This is a genomic window from Paenibacillus lutrae, from assembly GCF_009757775.1.
In the GTDB taxonomy this organism is placed as follows: Bacteria; Bacillota; Bacilli; order Paenibacillales; family NBRC-103111; genus Paenibacillus_F; species Paenibacillus_F lutrae.
Window position 1 is genome coordinate 119,198 of record NZ_RHLK01000002.1, and the last position, 14,353, is coordinate 133,550.

Genomic DNA, 14,353 nt, shown 5'->3' on the forward strand with positions numbered 1-14,353 from the left:
AGAACATCCAGGTCCTATTAAACGAACAAGTTCATTCTGCCGATAAATAGGGAAAGAAAGCGGAAACCCGAAAGGGGTGAGGGCATGAAGGGAAAACCGGATGAAAAGCTGGCGGAGTTCCTCCGTCATAATCCGATTGACGACCGCTCCTATTTGAAAGATTATATTCGCGAGCATCGAGACCAGCGGATGGCCTGGTATTTGCTTGGAAGAGAATATACATCCCGCGGGGAGCACGGGAAGGCGGCGTACTGTTTCGGACAGTCGGGAGAAATTTTCGAAGCGTTCGAGAAAAAGAAAATCGCCGTCGACTGGTCAGCGCTGGATCCGGCGGCATCGTGGCCGCCGCAGCTGATTGCGGCCGCCAGGCGCCGGCGCCGCCAGAGAATGGCCCGTACGGGGCTGATTCTGCTGCTCCTGGCGCTGTGGCCGACCATCGCCGGCCTGGATCCGGACCGGCGCGCAGCAGTCCGACTCCCGGCCGGGGCTGCATTAGCGGCGGTGGAGCCGGCCGCAGGCGAGAGCACGCTGCGGGCCTACTTGACGGCCGCAGGCGAGGGCAATCCCGTCCAGAGCGCAGGAGCGCTGGAGCGGATGCTGCTGCGCGACAGGAAAGGCGGCGGGGAAGCCGCCCTCTTGTCGGCGAAGAGCCTGGAAGGGCCCGGCGGCAGGTGGCTCGCCTGGCACCGTCCGCTGCAGCCGCTCCTCTCCGTGAGGAGCGGCGAGCCGGGACAGCCGGCAGGCATCTCCTACTATGATGCTGCCGCCTGCGCCTGCCGGCCGGACGATCCGGCCCGGCTGGCGGGCCCGGTCGAAGCTTGGCGGCAGAAGCAGGAGCAACTCCTCGTGCTGCGCTCTGCGATGGAGGCTTACCGCGAAACCCGCGGCAAGGTCCCGCAGAGCCCGGAGGAGCTGCTTGCGCCCTACCCGGACAATGTGCTGCCCGGGATGACGCCGTATATGCGGGAGATGTTCCCGCATGTACGGAAGCAGGCTGAAGCGCCGGGCGGTCTGCGGGGCGCCGCTGGCAGCAGCGCGCCCGGAGATGCGCCCGCAGGCGGCTCGGGGGCGGCGGCCGCTTCCCCGGACCCTGCTCTGCAGGAGCCGATGCGGATCATTATCGACAAGAGCACGCACCGGATGGCGCTTGTAAGCGGAGGGACGATTGTCCGCAGCTACAAGGTCGGGCTGGGCGGGGTTCGGACGCCGGAGGGAGAGTTCGCTATATCGGAGAAGGTGCGCGATCCCAAAGGCAAGTCCCAGGGAGAGTTCGGAACCCGGGGCATGGTGCTCTCGGGAACGAATTATGCGATCCACGGAACCGGCCGTCTTGCTTCCATCGGCAAAGACCAGTCTCTGGGGTGTGTCAGAATGGGGCAGGCGGAGGTTGAGGAACTATTTGATATGGTGCCTCTAGGGACGAAAGTAACTATCGGGAGCGGACTGCTTCCCAAAGGGCTTACGGACGGATCCGGCTCATCGGGCACGGGGAATAATTCTGCCGGAGGATCGATCCCGCGCCAAGCGCCTTTTAAGCTTCCTGCTGAAGTTCAAGAGAAGAACCCCGGCCAAATATACCGCTGGTTGAATTAACGGTTCGGTCTTCCGACCGGACCTGGAGATAACGGTAACAGGTTTGACGGCCTCCCGGCTTTATGCCGGGTGGTCTTTTTGACGGCTGTGAATAGAGGGGTTCAACAAAGATCGGGCCCTCTCCTTCACTTTCCCTAGTCCTAATAGAGGAAACTGCAGAATGTGCTTGCGGAAGCCGCCGAAGGCTGTTTGGTCCAGTTAGATCTGTTCGGTACTAGTCTGCTTTTGGTGGGTACCGGAAAGTTATGACTTTGTCTTTTTGTCCGGCAGATCCATTCCGTAACCACAGGATATCTGTTCAATCATTCAGTGGTCGCGGACCCGTACTATCTCCCCGATTGCTTATGCAGCACCGTTTTCAAACCGTAAGGCCAGAAGAAAAATGTCCAGGTGCGTGATAAAACAAGTTGCACAGGGGGATACGATTTCATACGATTGTAATCGTATTCACTCCAAAATATTTTGCAATATAACGGGGAACAGGATAAACTGACAAATGAGAGTTAAGAGGAACGGAGTGTCGACTGCATGGTATATAAATCGATTGCCAAGCCGGTCTTGTTTCGCATGGATCCGGAAAAGGCGCATCACCTGACTGTCCACGGTCTTGAATTCGCTTCAAAGGTCCCCGGACTCCCCTCCTGCATTCAGGCAGTTTGGGGCTTGCGCAAGGCGGCGGAACTGCAGATGAATTTGTGGAATCTGACCTTCCGGAGCCCGGTAGGTCTTGCTGCGGGACTGGACAAGAATGGAGTTGCCGTTGCCGGATTTTCGCAGATGGGCTTCGGTTTCATGGAAGTGGGTACGGTTACGCCCAAAGCCCAGTCCGGTAATGATAAACCGAGGCTTTTCCGCCTGCCTGAGGACGATGCTCTGATCAACCGTATGGGGTTCAACAACCTGGGAGCGCAAGCAATGGCGGACAGTCTTGCCAAACTGAAGGGAACACCGATCCCTGTAGCCGTCAATATCGGCAAGAATAAAGTGACTCCCAATGAGCATGCAGAAGATGATTACCGCTCGTGTATCCGCACGCTGTATAGCCATGGCGATTTTTTTGTCGTCAATATCAGCTCACCGAATACACCGGATCTGCGTAATTTGCAGCATGGCAATGATTTGCAGCGGCTGCTTGACGCTGTCGTGGGCGAGATGAACGCCCAGCACCAGGTGCATGGAGGAGCTTCGAAGCCTGTTCTTGTTAAGATTGCGCCGGATCTTACGGATATCGAGCTTCAAAGTACGATATCCGTAATCGAGGCCAGCGGCGTATCGGGTATTATTATTTCGAATACCACGCTTAGCCGGGATGGGCTTAGCCATCCGAACCGTGATCAAGCCGGGGGGCTTAGCGGTCGTCCGCTTACAGCCCTTTCTACAGAGCTGATTTCGCGTGTATACGCGATGACCGGAGGGAAGCTGCCGATCATTGGCTCGGGCGGAATTTTCACGGCACAGGACGCTTATGACAAAATTAAAGCGGGAGCCAGTCTCGTTGAAATCTATACGGCACTCATTTATGAAGGGCCGGGGATTTTGAAAAAGCTGAATGAAGGTCTGTTAGCTTTGCTTAAAAAGGATGGCTATACCCATATTTCCCAGGCAATCGGAGCAGATCATCGACCTTGACTGGAAGTGGAGGCAGTTGGAATGGATGGAAGAGATTGGAAAAAGTTTTTGTTTCCTTATGAACAAACCGCAGAAGAACTCAAAATCAAATTCAAAACGTTACGGGCAGAACTGAAAAACAGGGAAGAATATTCCCCTATTGAGTTCGTTACCGGACGCGTTAAGAAAATTTCCAGCATCCTCGAAAAAGCCAAAAAATTAAATGTGTCTATGGACGATTTGGAGACCGGTATCGAAGATATCGCGGGAATCCGCATCATGTGCCAGTTCGTGGAGGATATTGAAACACTCCGTGAGCTGATACACCAGCGTAAAGACATGACCGTCTTATATGAGAAAGATTATGTCGCCAATAAGAAGGAAAGCGGCTACCGAAGTTTCCACATCATTATTGAGTATCCGGTACAAACTTCTCTTGGCATGAAAAAGGTGTTAGCCGAGATTCAGCTGCGGACACTCGCGATGAATTTCTGGGCAACGATCGAGCATTCCTTAAATTATAAATACAAGGAAAGTATGCTGCCTGATGAAGTCCGGATCCGGCTCAGCAGAGCGGCGGAAGCTGCCTACGTACTCGACCAGGAGATGTCGAACATCCGCGGTGAAATCGTAGAAGCACAGAAGCTGTTTGAAGATCACTCCAGCCTGGTAACCGTTGTGCTGAACTGTATTCAAATGCTGTACTTTTACCACCGGGTCCGTGAAGCTGTGCAATTTCAAATGCGGTTTAATGAGATATGGGAAAAAGAGGACACAAGAGCGCTCAGAGCCCTTAAGGAAGAAATCGAGGAAGCGATTGCCCGTGCCAAGAAAGGCGGACGCTAGGGCGGATATCCTATACTTCGTGACAGAGGTATCCTCAGGTATGACAATGACCCGCAACCGGCCTTGCCGCCGACTTGCAAGGGGGAGTTAGCGATGCATGTTTATGATCCTCTATATACAGCTTTTTTGTACGAATTTAATGTCAGCCGGGACTATTATGAATGCCACGAAGTACTGGAGAAGCTCTGGCTGGAGGAAGGCCGTAATCCCTATTATCAGGGGCTGCTGCAAATCGCAGTTGCTCTGTACCACCACGGCAACGGGAATGTAAGGGGAGCGGTTAAACTGCTGGAAGCGGGAATCAATAAGCTGGAACCTTACAAAGAGCAGATTCTGGGCATAGAACTCGGTATTCTATTGGCAGACGCGCGTCTATATCTGCGGAGGCTCCGCAACACCGGGACACAGCCGTTTGAGCCTTATCCCCTTGACATCCATTATACAGACAGGCAGCTTGAAAGGATCATCCGGGAACGGCACAACTCAGAAGGTTAGGTTACCTATGACTAACGCGATCGGGAGTGTGGAACTATGATTATTGGTCTTCATCATGCACAAATTACAATTCCTCCGGATCAGGAAGAGCGAGCGAAGCAGTTTTACTGCGGGGTTCTGGGGCTGGAAGAGATCGCGAAACCGGCGGCTTTGGCCGGACGGGGCGGTTTCTGGGTCATGGCAGGTGACCGGCAGATTCATATCGGCACGGAGAACGGTGTGGACCGTATGCGGACTAAGGCGCATCTTGCCTATCAGGTGGAAGATATTACGGATGCAGGGCGCAAGCTTGCCGAAGCCGGTATCGAGGTACTGGATGCCGTGCCGATTCCCGGCTATGAACGGTTTGAATTCCGGGATCCATTCGGCAACAGAGTGGAACTGATTCAAAAGGCGGATTGAACAATAGAAACGGAGCGGCGGACCATGTGTGGTTTGCCGCTCTTGATTTATGGGGCAGAGGTGTGAATGAGAACGTCTCTTGAGAGGCGGTCTTTTTGTACACAGAAGGAGAGAAAGAGTAGAGTGGGCTGAGCATAAAAAAGGACAGAGACTCAGACGCCATGCTGAATCTCTATCCCGCTCTTTACTATCCGGCTTAGCTTACTTGGTCTTATACTTATTGAAGAACTCCTTGAATTTCTCAGGAGTGTTACCTTCCGTAGCCCCGTTCTCGGGTACGCCGCCTACCATTTTGTCAACCTGGACGCCGTCTTTGTAATACACGAGCGTAGGTGTATACTCGATGTTATACTTCTGCCAGCCTTCTTTGAATTCGAGAAGGTTGAACTGCTTCACATCAACACCCAGTTCCTTCTGTAAAGGAACCAGTACCGGTGTGGTTACTTTACAGTGCGGACAATCCGCGCCGTAGAAATACAGGAAGAAGCTCTCTTTGTCCGCAATACGTTTGTCTAATTCCGCCGGTTTGATCAGATTCTGATAATTAGGATCTTCAAGTATGTCGCGGGTAGCGGGTTGAAGTTTGGAAGCCGGTACGCCGTAAAGTTTGTTCGCGGCTTCGTCGTTGCCTTTATTGGATTGCTTGGTTAACACGAAAATCCCGGCAAAGAGGATAATGATAATCCCCAGGTAAATGCCTAACTTTTTCATAATACACCCCTCTTGAAATGATCAGAATTACTTTATTTACTTCTGGGTTCAGTTGTCAGAATCCTGCTTGTTGTGGCAGAAAAAGTGAGCATTTCGTGAAAAAGTGAAAAAGTTGACGAAAGCTGCGTGTGCAAGAATCGGAGGAATGTACTATAATACGGGTAATTGAGTCGTGCGAATAGGTTGTCCCGACACCTGCCCTATCCCTGATTGCCTGGGGAAAGAGGGCTTTTATTATGGAGAGAATAAGAAATCAAGGAGGTGGAAGAAGGATTGAAACGCACAACGATACGGCTCGACAAATTATTGTCTCATATGGGATGCGGAACCCGCTCCGAGCTCAAGAAGCTTGTGAAGCAGGGGGCTATTGAAGTCAATGGAACCCGCGTGAAGGACAGCGGATTACAGGTTGATCCCGGAGCAGACCGCATCACCGTTAACGGAGATGAGGTACGGTACAGGGAATTTGTTTATCTGCTGCTTAACAAGCCGCAAGGTGTCGTATCGGCAACGGAGGATAACCGGGACCGGACTGTGATCGATTTGCTCGGCGAGGAATACGCGCCTTTCGAGATTTTTCCGGTAGGGCGGCTGGACAAAGATACGGAAGGGCTTCTTCTCTTGACCAACGACGGTAAGCTGGCCCATAATCTGCTCTCCCCGCGCAAACATGTTCCCAAGACCTATTTTGCCCATGTCGAAGGAATGGTTGGAGAAAGTGACCGGCAGGCATTCGCGGCGGGTGTAGAGTTTGACGACGGCTATACCACTCTACCGGCTGAACTGCGTATCCTATCCGCCGGGACGGCCGGGGAAACGCCGATGTCGCATATTGAATTAACGATTCACGAAGGAAAGTTCCATCAAGTGAAACGGATGTTTCAGGCAGTCGGTAAACGAGTCGTTTATCTGAAGCGGATTGCGATGGGCCCCCTGGTACTCGATCCCCGGCTTGGGCTTGGAGAATACCGGGAATTATCGGAGGCCGAGCTGTCTTTGCTCAAAAACTACGGAACGGGCAGTAAGTAAGATAGGAAGCTAGCCTGCTGTATCTGTACGTGTAATGTGCCTGTGGAAGAGGAATCTTACAGGGACAGGCAGTCTACCACCTATAAACGAATGAAGAAGGGAGCCGGCAGCATGGCTTATCAATTAATCGCTCTCGACGTCGACGGCACCCTGCTAAGCGACGATTATGTATTAACGGAACGTACCCGCAATGCGGTAAGGGCTGTACATGAGCAAGGAGGCCGGATCGTCCTATGCACGGGAAGAGGACCGGCAAGCGCCATTCCGGTGCTGGACGAGCTCGGATTGGAAGGAATCGTTATTACTCATAACGGCGGAGCGACGGTTCGAACTCCAGGGCTGGAGCTTCTGCACCAATATGCTTTCCCGGTTGCGCAGATCGCGGAAATGATTGATTACTGCCGCAAGCATAGCGTGCATTTTGATGTGTGTGCGCCGTTTGATATGTATGTGGAGAGCTGGTCCGAGGTAGAGCAGGCGATGTATAAGAAGTTCTTTGTGACCCCGCATCTTGTGGAGGATGTGACGGCTCTTGAAGTATCGCTTGTCAAATTTACTTTGTACAGCGCAGATCCTGCCGTGATGGATGCGGTTGAAAAGGATTGGAGCCTTACAGGATTGTACGGTGAACTGAGGATGATCCGCAGCGGGGAACATTTTATCGATGTCATGCATGAGCAAGCTACCAAAGGTAATGCGCTGCGCCGGTTGTGCGCTCAGCTGCAGGTCCATCCGGAACACGTTCTGGCCATCGGCAATTATTACAATGATTTAGAAATGCTTTCTTTTGCGGGTCTTGGGATTGCCATGGCCAATTCGCCTGCCGGAGTACTCGAACAAGCGGATGACAGTACGGCATCCAATAACGAAGACGGCGTAGCTGAGGCATTGGAGAAACACATTTTAAACGGCTGAGAGAGAAATCACAATTAGAGTCTAATTAAGAAAGGCGGTGCTGCCAATGGTTCAGTCTGGTGACACCCATAAAACCAAAGTTCTGCTTGCCATTATGGTCGTGACATTCTTGTCCTCCATAGAAGGCACAATCGTGTCCACGGCGATCCCTCGTATTGTCGGTGATCTGGGCGGGATGGATCTTATGAGCTGGGTCGTTTCAATTTATCTGCTTACCACTGCCGTAACCACGCCGATTTTCGGCAAATTGTCCGACTTATACGGGCGTAAGAAAATTTTCGTTATCGGGACCGGGCTTTTCCTTATCGGTTCCATGCTGTGCGGTATTGCGCAGACGATGGAGCAGATGATCGTGTACCGTGCCCTGCAAGGCATCGGGGCCGGGGCCATTCTGCCGGTTACCATGATTATTGTCGGAGATATTTATTCATTCGAGGAGCGTGCCAAAATTCAAGGCTGGATCAGCGGAATCTGGGGATTGTCCGGAATTCTGGGTCCTCTGGCAGGCGGTCTGATGGTGGATTACGTTTCCTGGCGCTGGATTTTTTATTTTAATATTCCTTTCGGAATTGTCTCGATTGTGCTGATTACCGCTTATCTGCATGAGAGCAAGGTACGAACGAAACGTCCGATTGATTATCCGGGTATTCTCAGTTTCACGGTCTTTACGACCGCACTCATTTATGCTTTGCTCAGCGGCGGCAGCCAGTATGCCTGGAATTCGCCGGTGATTGTAGGTCTGTTCGTTATTTCGGCTGTTTTTCTCGTGATCTTTATTGCGGTTGAGAAAAAATCCCCCGAGCCTATGCTGCCGCTTGACTTGTTTAAGGACAAGCTGCTGACGCTGATTAACTCGGCAGGCTTCCTGCTGAGCGGGCTGCTGGTTGCCGTCACGATCTACTTGCCCCTGTGGGTACAAAGCGTAAACGGGGAGGGAGCGACAGGCTCCGGACTCGCCCTGGTCCCGCTTTCCCTGTGCTGGACAGCCGGCGCGGCTTACGCGGGCCGGAAGTTCGTGAAACTGGGCGTCCGCACCACTGTTCTAATCGGTGTGGCGGCAATTTCACTGGGCTCTGTCGCACTTGCATTCATGACGCCCGCTACACCGTCCTGGATGCTGATCTTCTACACCGCGCTGTTCGGAATCGGTTTCGGGCTATGCTTCACAGCCTATACCATTACGATGCAGTCGGCCGTCGGCTGGCGCATGCGCGGGGTCGCGATGTCTTCGCATACGTTCATCCGTACGCTGGGTCAGACGCTCGGTATTGCCGTATTCGGGATGCTGTATAACAATGCCCTGCACAAATATCAGGCGGCTCATCCGGATACGGTAGGCGGTCTTGATCTCAACAAGGTGATAGGAGCGGAAGGCCGCGCGACTATCCCTCCCGAGGCCGCAGAAGGCGTCACAGAGCTGTTTGCGTTCGGATTGGAGCGGATTTTCATGTCACTGCTCATCATTGCAGCGGCAAGTGTTCTGCTCAGTTTGTTTCTGCCGCAGCGGTTTCATGTTGTTGAAGAAGAAGAAACTCCGGCTTCCGGCTAAGATTGTACGACCAAGGCTTCTCCATGTTTTCATGGAGGAGCTTTTTTAATTGAAGCCAAGATGTCCCTGCATTTGCTTGCGGTCTAAAAGGATTGGAAGTCATCACATATATTCCCGGTGAACGGGATATTCTATTTACTGACAATGAACCGGGAAAAGCCGGGCACGTTGGCTTTCATCGTCCGGGAATACCGATAAGGGAGGCAGAGCGAATGGCCCATATTGTACTAAGACCCGACTTGAAAACGGCGGGCGGAGAAGTTACGGAAATATTGGTTGACGGCCGTTTTGCCGGAATTATCAGTTTGGTTTACCGTGAAGGAGAGCGGATGGCCGGGGGTATTCAGCTTGAAGATGTGGAGCTAACGAATGAGGATAAGCACGAAGTGGATATTTTTATGCGTGATTATATCCAGTGGCAGGTAGATGCCCTCAATATCCGCGAATGTGATGTTGTGCTGACTTATAGCAGTTACGACTTGATTATCGGTACACCAGGGGATGAATCGGATACGGAAGCCGGTTATGCGGACGATGAAACAGAACTCGAATGGACCCGGGATGAGTTAGAATATGAAGATTATGAACAAGATGAGCTGGAAGACCTGAGTATGGCCGGCGAAGACAATACAGTTGCCTATGATGCCGAGCCGGATTATGAACTGGTTCTTGTGGAAGAAAACCGGGGCAGAGTCCGATATCAGTTGTTTGATCCGGGTTCGCGCCTTGTGGCGGAGGCCTCTTGCCGGATTTACGGTACAGAAGCCGTATGTATGCTGGATTGGGTCTTTGATCCTCTGGAAGAGGAGATGGAGCTGGCCTCCAATCTGATCGTAGCCGATTTCCAGGAGGAGGAGACGGAGAATTTCCTGTTCCACAGCCGGTTTGACGGCGAGATTGTAGACACGCTCGAAATTTCGCTGGAAGAATTCGATGCGGATGAGCTGGATACGGAAGGGGATGAGTTCTCTGTCATCTTATCTCGTGATGATGGGGATACACTAACCTATGAAATATATGATCAGGAGTATGGCGGACTTCCGGTGGGAATCGCCACGATTGATGTCAGCGAAGCCGATTGTACAGGATTTATCGACTTTAGTCAGACCGATAATTCACGGGAGCGTCAAGTGATTGCCGGGCTGCTGATGGAGGAACTGGACAAAGAACAGGACTATGACTCCCTGCATATTTCGATGCTGTACCGGAATAAGCTGATTGATGAAATTATGTTCGAGAATATCCCGGTTCACCATTAGCAGCAATCCAAAGAAGCAAGGGTCCTGAAGAGACCCTTGCTTCTTTTGAATGGTGCATTCAATCCTTAATGTATGGATTGGTTTATTTATGCTCATCAACGAGCGCTTTGAGTGTCTGCATAGATTGTACACCCACAAACGATTTCACTTCCGTACCGTTCTTAAACAGTTTCAAGGTAGGGATGCTCATAACTCCGAATTTAGACGGCGTTTCCGGGTTGTCGTCCACGTTCATTTTAGCGATGGTGACAACTTCTCCGGCTTCGGCATTCAATTCATCCAGAATAGGGCTCTGCATTTTGCAAGGACCGCACCAAGGTGCCCAGAAGTCGACGAGTACGAGGTCGTTGCCGGCGAGTGTTTCCTGGAAATTCTGATCGTTAATTGTAATCAAAGACATAGGTATCCCTCCGTTTATCTATACTATTTATCTAAAAAGCTCCCCAGCCCAAGTGGCGCATAGTTCCCTAGGGACGCTAACCGGAGTTAACGGGGAGGCGTTTTACAAAAAGATAACTGTAACTATTTAAGTTACTATTGTATCTATCATTTTAAATATTACAGTTTAAAATGTCAAGACCAACTTTCCACATTCGACATTTTCAGTCATAATCGAAGTGGAAGGAAGTGGAACGTATATGAGTGTCCTGCAAAATGAATTGACACATCTTATCTTCCTCGCGGAGGTAGTTCTTACCGCACGTAAGAAAGATTTGATGGAAGAGACGCTGCAGTGTCTGCTGTATGTGATCAAATCGCTGCCTGAGGTAGAAGTTCCGGATTCTGTAGGGGACCAAATCGCACAGCTGACACAGAGGATAGAAGATCGTCTGCGTCAGGAGAACGAACGGATTCAAGAAATCCACGCCAACATTGCACTTACAAACAGGCCAGCCCCTTCCAGATAGAAGGGGCCTTTTTTTATTCCTATAATCAGACAATCCCTCTGTATGCGGATGTGTTAATCCGCCCAGAGGGATTGTTCATGTTAAGCAGCCATGTAAAATTATTGCCAGAGGTCTAAGAACCGGATTCGGAATCGGATGGTCTGTTACGTTCTTTCCAGAACAAGGCGCTGAGCATACGTTCAATCCATTCCTTATCCGTATCGGTCAGTTGGATCCCGTCAAATATAAGATCATTGTCGTGCAGAAATCTCCTCAGATTAACGGGCGTCTTGGGTAAGAGCGTCTGCGCATCCGAAGATTCCAGGTAACCTGCGATTTTCATTAGATCCGCGTAAGGAATATTAAGGCCTTCGGACAGTTTCATTAACACTTCGGGAGAGGGTACATTACGGTTTCCGTTCTCGAGTTGCGAAATATAACCGGCTGAAACGCCCGAGCGGTCCGCCAGTTCACGAATCGTGTACCCTTTAAGTTTGCGGAGATCTCTGAGTTTATCATAGAAAAACATAGGAAGCACCTGCGATCTGGTAAACATTAGTTAACATTTTTATCATAGCAGGGAAAATAAGGTTTTTCAATTGGCAAAGGGATGGACCAGGACCGGGATGAAGATTTCAAAAGTGAATATAATTGTTTCCAATAGTGAAATAAAATGATAAAATAGGAATTATAGAGTAAGCGAAAGAGACCGGGCTTAGCCACTCGATAGAGAAAGCGATGGATCGGCCCGTACTGGCGATAGTCGAATAACCCTGGCGATACTTGGCATCCTGGCGCCGTTATCGGTACACCCTCAACATAAACAAGCCGCACCCTTTGACAGATAGAAAGGGGCTTTTTGTGCTTGTAATTAGACAATCCCTCTGGATTTGGATACGTCGATCCGTTGCAGAGGGATTGTTCATGTTAAGCAGCTATGCAGGATTGCTTGAGCTCTAAGAGTCCGATTCGGAATCGGACGGTCTGTTCCGTTGTTTCCAGAACAAGGCACTGAGCATACGCTCCATCCATTCTTTATCCACATCGGTCAGCTGGATACCATCAAAAACAAGATCGTTGTCGTGCAGAAATCTCCGCAGATTAACAGGCGCCTTCGGTAAGTTCTCCTGAGCCTCCGGAGCTTCGAGATAGCCGGCAATCTTCATTAAATCCGCATAAGGAATATTAAGTCCTTCAGACAGTTTCATTAATACGTCCGGGGAAGGTGCATTGCGGTTCCCGTTCTCAAGTTGTGAAATGTAGCCGGCGGATACGCCTGAGCGGTCAGCCAGTTCACGGATTGTGTAGCCTTTAAGCTTGCGGAGATCTCTGAGTTTATCATAAAAAAACATAAGAAAACACCTTCGATCTGGTAAACATTAGTAAACAATTTTATCATAGCAGGGAAAATAAGGTTTTTCAATTGTAAACGGCGGGAAGCATGACAAGACAAATGATTACAATAGTAAATTTATTTGTTTGCAATAGTAAAATAAAATGATAGAATGGGATTTATTAGGAAATGGAAAAGAGGGGACGCTGTGCGAATTACCGCCAAATCGGAGGAACTTATTCGTAGAAGAATGCTGCTGGGCTTGACTCAAAGAGAATTAGCCAGACTAACGGGGCTTAGCCATGCCTATATCTCGCTGGTTGAGAGATCGATGAAATCAATCGGACCAGGCGCTGCCAAGCGCCTCAGCAGTGTTCTCGGTAAACCGGTGGAAGAGCTGTTTACTATTCAATAACGATAAAAAGCGATGCGGGCTGGGGCAGCCTGCATCGCTTTTCTTAAGCAGAGATTCTTTTTTAGAGCGATTGCCTATTGCTCTTCTATGTACGCTGCTAATCAGGCTCCGAAACGGACGACCTTGTTCTTACCGGTTTTTTTGGCTTTGTACATGGCCTCATCTGCCTGTTTAACGAGCTGCTGCGCAGTATTGCCTTTCTTGAAGCTGCTGTATCCCATGCTGACGGTCACAATGGTCTCTTCCTCAATGCGTCTGCGTATATTCTCGGCCAGTTTAGCCGGTGAAGTATCGGGATCTGTAATAAGCACGACAAGCTCTTCTCCGCCATAGCGTCCCACAATTCCGCTGTCCTCCGCTTCCTGCTGCATGATGAGCGCGACCTGCTTGAGCATTTCATCCCCCATGTGATGTCCTTTGGTATCGTTAAGTTTCTTGAAATTGTCGATGTCGCTGAACAGAACGGCCACTTTCTTGTTGAGCCGGATATATTGAGCAACCCGCTTGTCAAAATATTTGCGGGTGTATACTTTGGTTAGTCCGTCCGTAATGGAGGATTGGTAGATCGCCTGCATAAGCTCAACAATCCGGTCAAACAAAAGAAGAAAGAGAATGCATATGTATCCGATAGGGAGAAACCATTCCGCAAGCGTCAGCCACTTATGTTCCCCTGCGAACATGTAGGTGTTAATGGTATGAGCCGTTTGTTTGGCGAAGAAAAGGGTCATGATCGTTTGAAACTTGCCCTGCTGCCCGACCATCGGTGTGATCATATAAGCGCACACAAAGATTAAGACGAACATGTAGAGGTTGATAGGCAGATCGGCAAGTAAGGCCGCCTGCTGCGCATTGCCGCTCGTCGTGGGATAGAAATGAAAGACAGACACGCCCAGCGCAAGAACAATGAGTCCGCAGAAATAAATATACTGGCGTCTTTTAGTCGGATTATAGAGCTGATAAATGCCCAGGTTAACCAAGACGAAAGATACCGCCTGCAGAAGGTCATCGAAGAATCCCGTCAGATCGTTCAATCCACCGGTTGCTTGCCAGTAAAGCCGCAGCATATTATGGATCAGCATGAGGATGATGGAGAGTGTCATAGAAAAGTAGGCTTTTTTACGACGGGTGTAATAGAGCCTTCCAGAAATAAACAGCATAAGAGCCAGAATTACAAGGATCATGGAGGTGGCGGTATCGGGCCCCCATGCTTCAATCGGCGCATTCCACAAGATCAACATTCCTCCGATTTGGTCCGTTCCAGATAACGGAAACAGTCAAATGTACGTTCGTATTTGCAGTTTTTTTCATTAT

16 protein-coding genes are annotated in these 14,353 nt (G+C 50.4%); 11 read left to right on the top strand and 5 right to left on the bottom strand.

Going from position 1 to position 14,353, the window contains the following annotated elements; translation table 11 throughout:
- Window positions 1-84: 84 nt before the first annotated feature.
- The 5 genes from EDM21_RS03140 (at window position 85) to EDM21_RS03160 (ending at window position 4,944) form a co-directional block, all read left to right on the top strand.
- Window positions 85-1,593: a L,D-transpeptidase gene (locus EDM21_RS03140; RefSeq protein WP_157332851.1), complete on the top strand. Its 1,509-nt coding sequence runs from the start codon at window positions 85-87 to the stop codon at window positions 1,591-1,593.
- A 528-nt stretch (window positions 1,594-2,121) separates the two neighbouring features.
- Entirely contained in the window at window positions 2,122-3,222 is a 1,101-nt protein-coding gene (locus EDM21_RS03145) for a quinone-dependent dihydroorotate dehydrogenase (RefSeq protein ID WP_157332854.1), read from the top strand.
- A 21-nt stretch (window positions 3,223-3,243) separates the two neighbouring features.
- Window positions 3,244-4,047 (top strand): GTP pyrophosphokinase, encoded by an 804-nt coding sequence (locus tag EDM21_RS03150; protein WP_068773725.1) that lies wholly within the window; start codon window positions 3,244-3,246, stop codon window positions 4,045-4,047.
- Window positions 4,048-4,140: 93 nt separating this feature from the next.
- Window positions 4,141-4,542, top strand: coding sequence for a DUF309 domain-containing protein (locus EDM21_RS03155; RefSeq protein WP_157332856.1), 402 nt, complete (start codon window positions 4,141-4,143; stop codon window positions 4,540-4,542).
- A 36-nt stretch (window positions 4,543-4,578) separates the two neighbouring features.
- Entirely contained in the window at window positions 4,579-4,944 is a 366-nt protein-coding gene (locus tag EDM21_RS03160; RefSeq protein WP_157332858.1) for a VOC family protein, read from the top strand.
- 201 nt (window positions 4,945-5,145) lie between these two features.
- On the opposite strand, the gene EDM21_RS03165 is transcribed toward EDM21_RS03160, so the two are convergent.
- Window positions 5,146-5,655 carry a thioredoxin family protein gene (locus tag EDM21_RS03165; protein ID WP_157332860.1) on the bottom strand — a complete coding sequence of 170 codons (510 nt, stop codon included), beginning with the start codon at window positions 5,653-5,655 and terminating at the stop codon, window positions 5,146-5,148.
- Between the two features lie 273 nt (window positions 5,656-5,928).
- Between EDM21_RS03165 and EDM21_RS03170 the strand changes: the two genes are divergently transcribed.
- The 4 genes from EDM21_RS03170 (at window position 5,929) to EDM21_RS03185 (ending at window position 10,407) form a co-directional block, all read left to right on the top strand.
- Window positions 5,929-6,684 carry a pseudouridine synthase gene (locus tag EDM21_RS03170; RefSeq protein WP_268893045.1) on the top strand — a complete coding sequence of 252 codons (756 nt, stop codon included), beginning with the start codon at window positions 5,929-5,931 and terminating at the stop codon, window positions 6,682-6,684.
- 111 nt (window positions 6,685-6,795) lie between these two features.
- Window positions 6,796-7,599 carry a Cof-type HAD-IIB family hydrolase gene (locus EDM21_RS03175; RefSeq protein ID WP_157332861.1) on the top strand — a complete coding sequence of 268 codons (804 nt, stop codon included), beginning with the start codon at window positions 6,796-6,798 and terminating at the stop codon, window positions 7,597-7,599.
- Window positions 7,600-7,645: 46 nt separating this feature from the next.
- On the top strand, window positions 7,646-9,148 hold the full coding sequence (locus tag EDM21_RS03180) for an MDR family MFS transporter (RefSeq protein ID WP_157332863.1): 1,503 nt from the start codon (window positions 7,646-7,648) through the stop codon (window positions 9,146-9,148).
- Window positions 9,149-9,360: 212 nt separating this feature from the next.
- Window positions 9,361-10,407: a hypothetical protein gene (locus EDM21_RS03185; RefSeq protein ID WP_157332864.1), complete on the top strand. Its 1,047-nt coding sequence runs from the start codon at window positions 9,361-9,363 to the stop codon at window positions 10,405-10,407.
- 82 nt (window positions 10,408-10,489) lie between these two features.
- On the opposite strand, the gene trxA is transcribed toward EDM21_RS03185, so the two are convergent.
- Window positions 10,490-10,807 carry a thioredoxin gene (trxA, locus tag EDM21_RS03190; protein WP_157332866.1) on the bottom strand — a complete coding sequence of 106 codons (318 nt, stop codon included), beginning with the start codon at window positions 10,805-10,807 and terminating at the stop codon, window positions 10,490-10,492.
- Window positions 10,808-11,045: 238 nt separating this feature from the next.
- On the opposite strand from trxA, the gene EDM21_RS03195 reads away from it, so the two are divergent.
- Window positions 11,046-11,315 (top strand): hypothetical protein, encoded by a 270-nt coding sequence (locus EDM21_RS03195; protein WP_157332868.1) that lies wholly within the window; start codon window positions 11,046-11,048, stop codon window positions 11,313-11,315.
- A 112-nt stretch (window positions 11,316-11,427) separates the two neighbouring features.
- On the opposite strand, the gene EDM21_RS03200 is transcribed toward EDM21_RS03195, so the two are convergent.
- A complete protein-coding gene (locus tag EDM21_RS03200) occupies window positions 11,428-11,823 on the bottom strand; it encodes a helix-turn-helix domain-containing protein (protein ID WP_157332869.1) in 396 nt (131 codons plus the stop codon).
- Between the two features lie 427 nt (window positions 11,824-12,250).
- Entirely contained in the window at window positions 12,251-12,646 is a 396-nt protein-coding gene (locus tag EDM21_RS03205; protein WP_157332870.1) for a helix-turn-helix domain-containing protein, read from the bottom strand.
- Between the two features lie 189 nt (window positions 12,647-12,835).
- Here EDM21_RS03205 and EDM21_RS03210 point away from each other — a divergent pair, with 189 nt between their 5' ends.
- Window positions 12,836-13,042 carry a helix-turn-helix domain-containing protein gene (locus EDM21_RS03210; RefSeq protein ID WP_166541805.1) on the top strand — a complete coding sequence of 69 codons (207 nt, stop codon included), beginning with the start codon at window positions 12,836-12,838 and terminating at the stop codon, window positions 13,040-13,042.
- A 101-nt stretch (window positions 13,043-13,143) separates the two neighbouring features.
- Here EDM21_RS03210 and EDM21_RS03215 read toward each other — a convergent pair whose 3' ends face one another.
- Window positions 13,144-14,271, bottom strand: coding sequence for a GGDEF domain-containing protein (locus EDM21_RS03215; protein WP_157333765.1), 1,128 nt, complete (start codon window positions 14,269-14,271; stop codon window positions 13,144-13,146).
- Between the last annotated feature and the right edge of the window lie 82 nt (window positions 14,272-14,353).

Excerpts from the sequence above, each read along its gene's own strand:
- EDM21_RS03155 (WP_157332856.1), top strand. The coding sequence starts at position 4,141 with ATGCATGTTTATGATCCTCTATATACAGCTTTTTTGTACGAATTTAAT.
- EDM21_RS03185 (WP_157332864.1), top strand. The coding sequence starts at position 9,361 with ATGGCCCATATTGTACTAAGACCCGACTTGAAAACGGCGGGCGGAGAA.
- EDM21_RS03150 (WP_068773725.1), top strand. The coding sequence starts at position 3,244 with ATGGATGGAAGAGATTGGAAAAAGTTTTTGTTTCCTTATGAACAAACC.
- EDM21_RS03205 (WP_157332870.1), bottom strand. The coding sequence starts at position 12,646 with ATGTTTTTTTATGATAAACTCAGAGATCTCCGCAAGCTTAAAGGCTAC.
- trxA (WP_157332866.1), bottom strand. The coding sequence starts at position 10,807 with ATGTCTTTGATTACAATTAACGATCAGAATTTCCAGGAAACACTCGCC.
- EDM21_RS03200 (WP_157332869.1), bottom strand. The coding sequence starts at position 11,823 with ATGTTTTTCTATGATAAACTCAGAGATCTCCGCAAACTTAAAGGGTAC.
- EDM21_RS03165 (WP_157332860.1), bottom strand. The coding sequence starts at position 5,655 with ATGAAAAAGTTAGGCATTTACCTGGGGATTATCATTATCCTCTTTGCC.
- EDM21_RS03180 (WP_157332863.1), top strand. The coding sequence starts at position 7,646 with ATGGTTCAGTCTGGTGACACCCATAAAACCAAAGTTCTGCTTGCCATT.
- EDM21_RS03175 (WP_157332861.1), top strand. The coding sequence starts at position 6,796 with ATGGCTTATCAATTAATCGCTCTCGACGTCGACGGCACCCTGCTAAGC.
- EDM21_RS03195 (WP_157332868.1), top strand. The coding sequence starts at position 11,046 with ATGAGTGTCCTGCAAAATGAATTGACACATCTTATCTTCCTCGCGGAG.
- EDM21_RS03140 (WP_157332851.1), top strand. The coding sequence starts at position 85 with ATGAAGGGAAAACCGGATGAAAAGCTGGCGGAGTTCCTCCGTCATAAT.
- EDM21_RS03160 (WP_157332858.1), top strand. The coding sequence starts at position 4,579 with ATGATTATTGGTCTTCATCATGCACAAATTACAATTCCTCCGGATCAG.
- EDM21_RS03145 (WP_157332854.1), top strand. The coding sequence starts at position 2,122 with ATGGTATATAAATCGATTGCCAAGCCGGTCTTGTTTCGCATGGATCCG.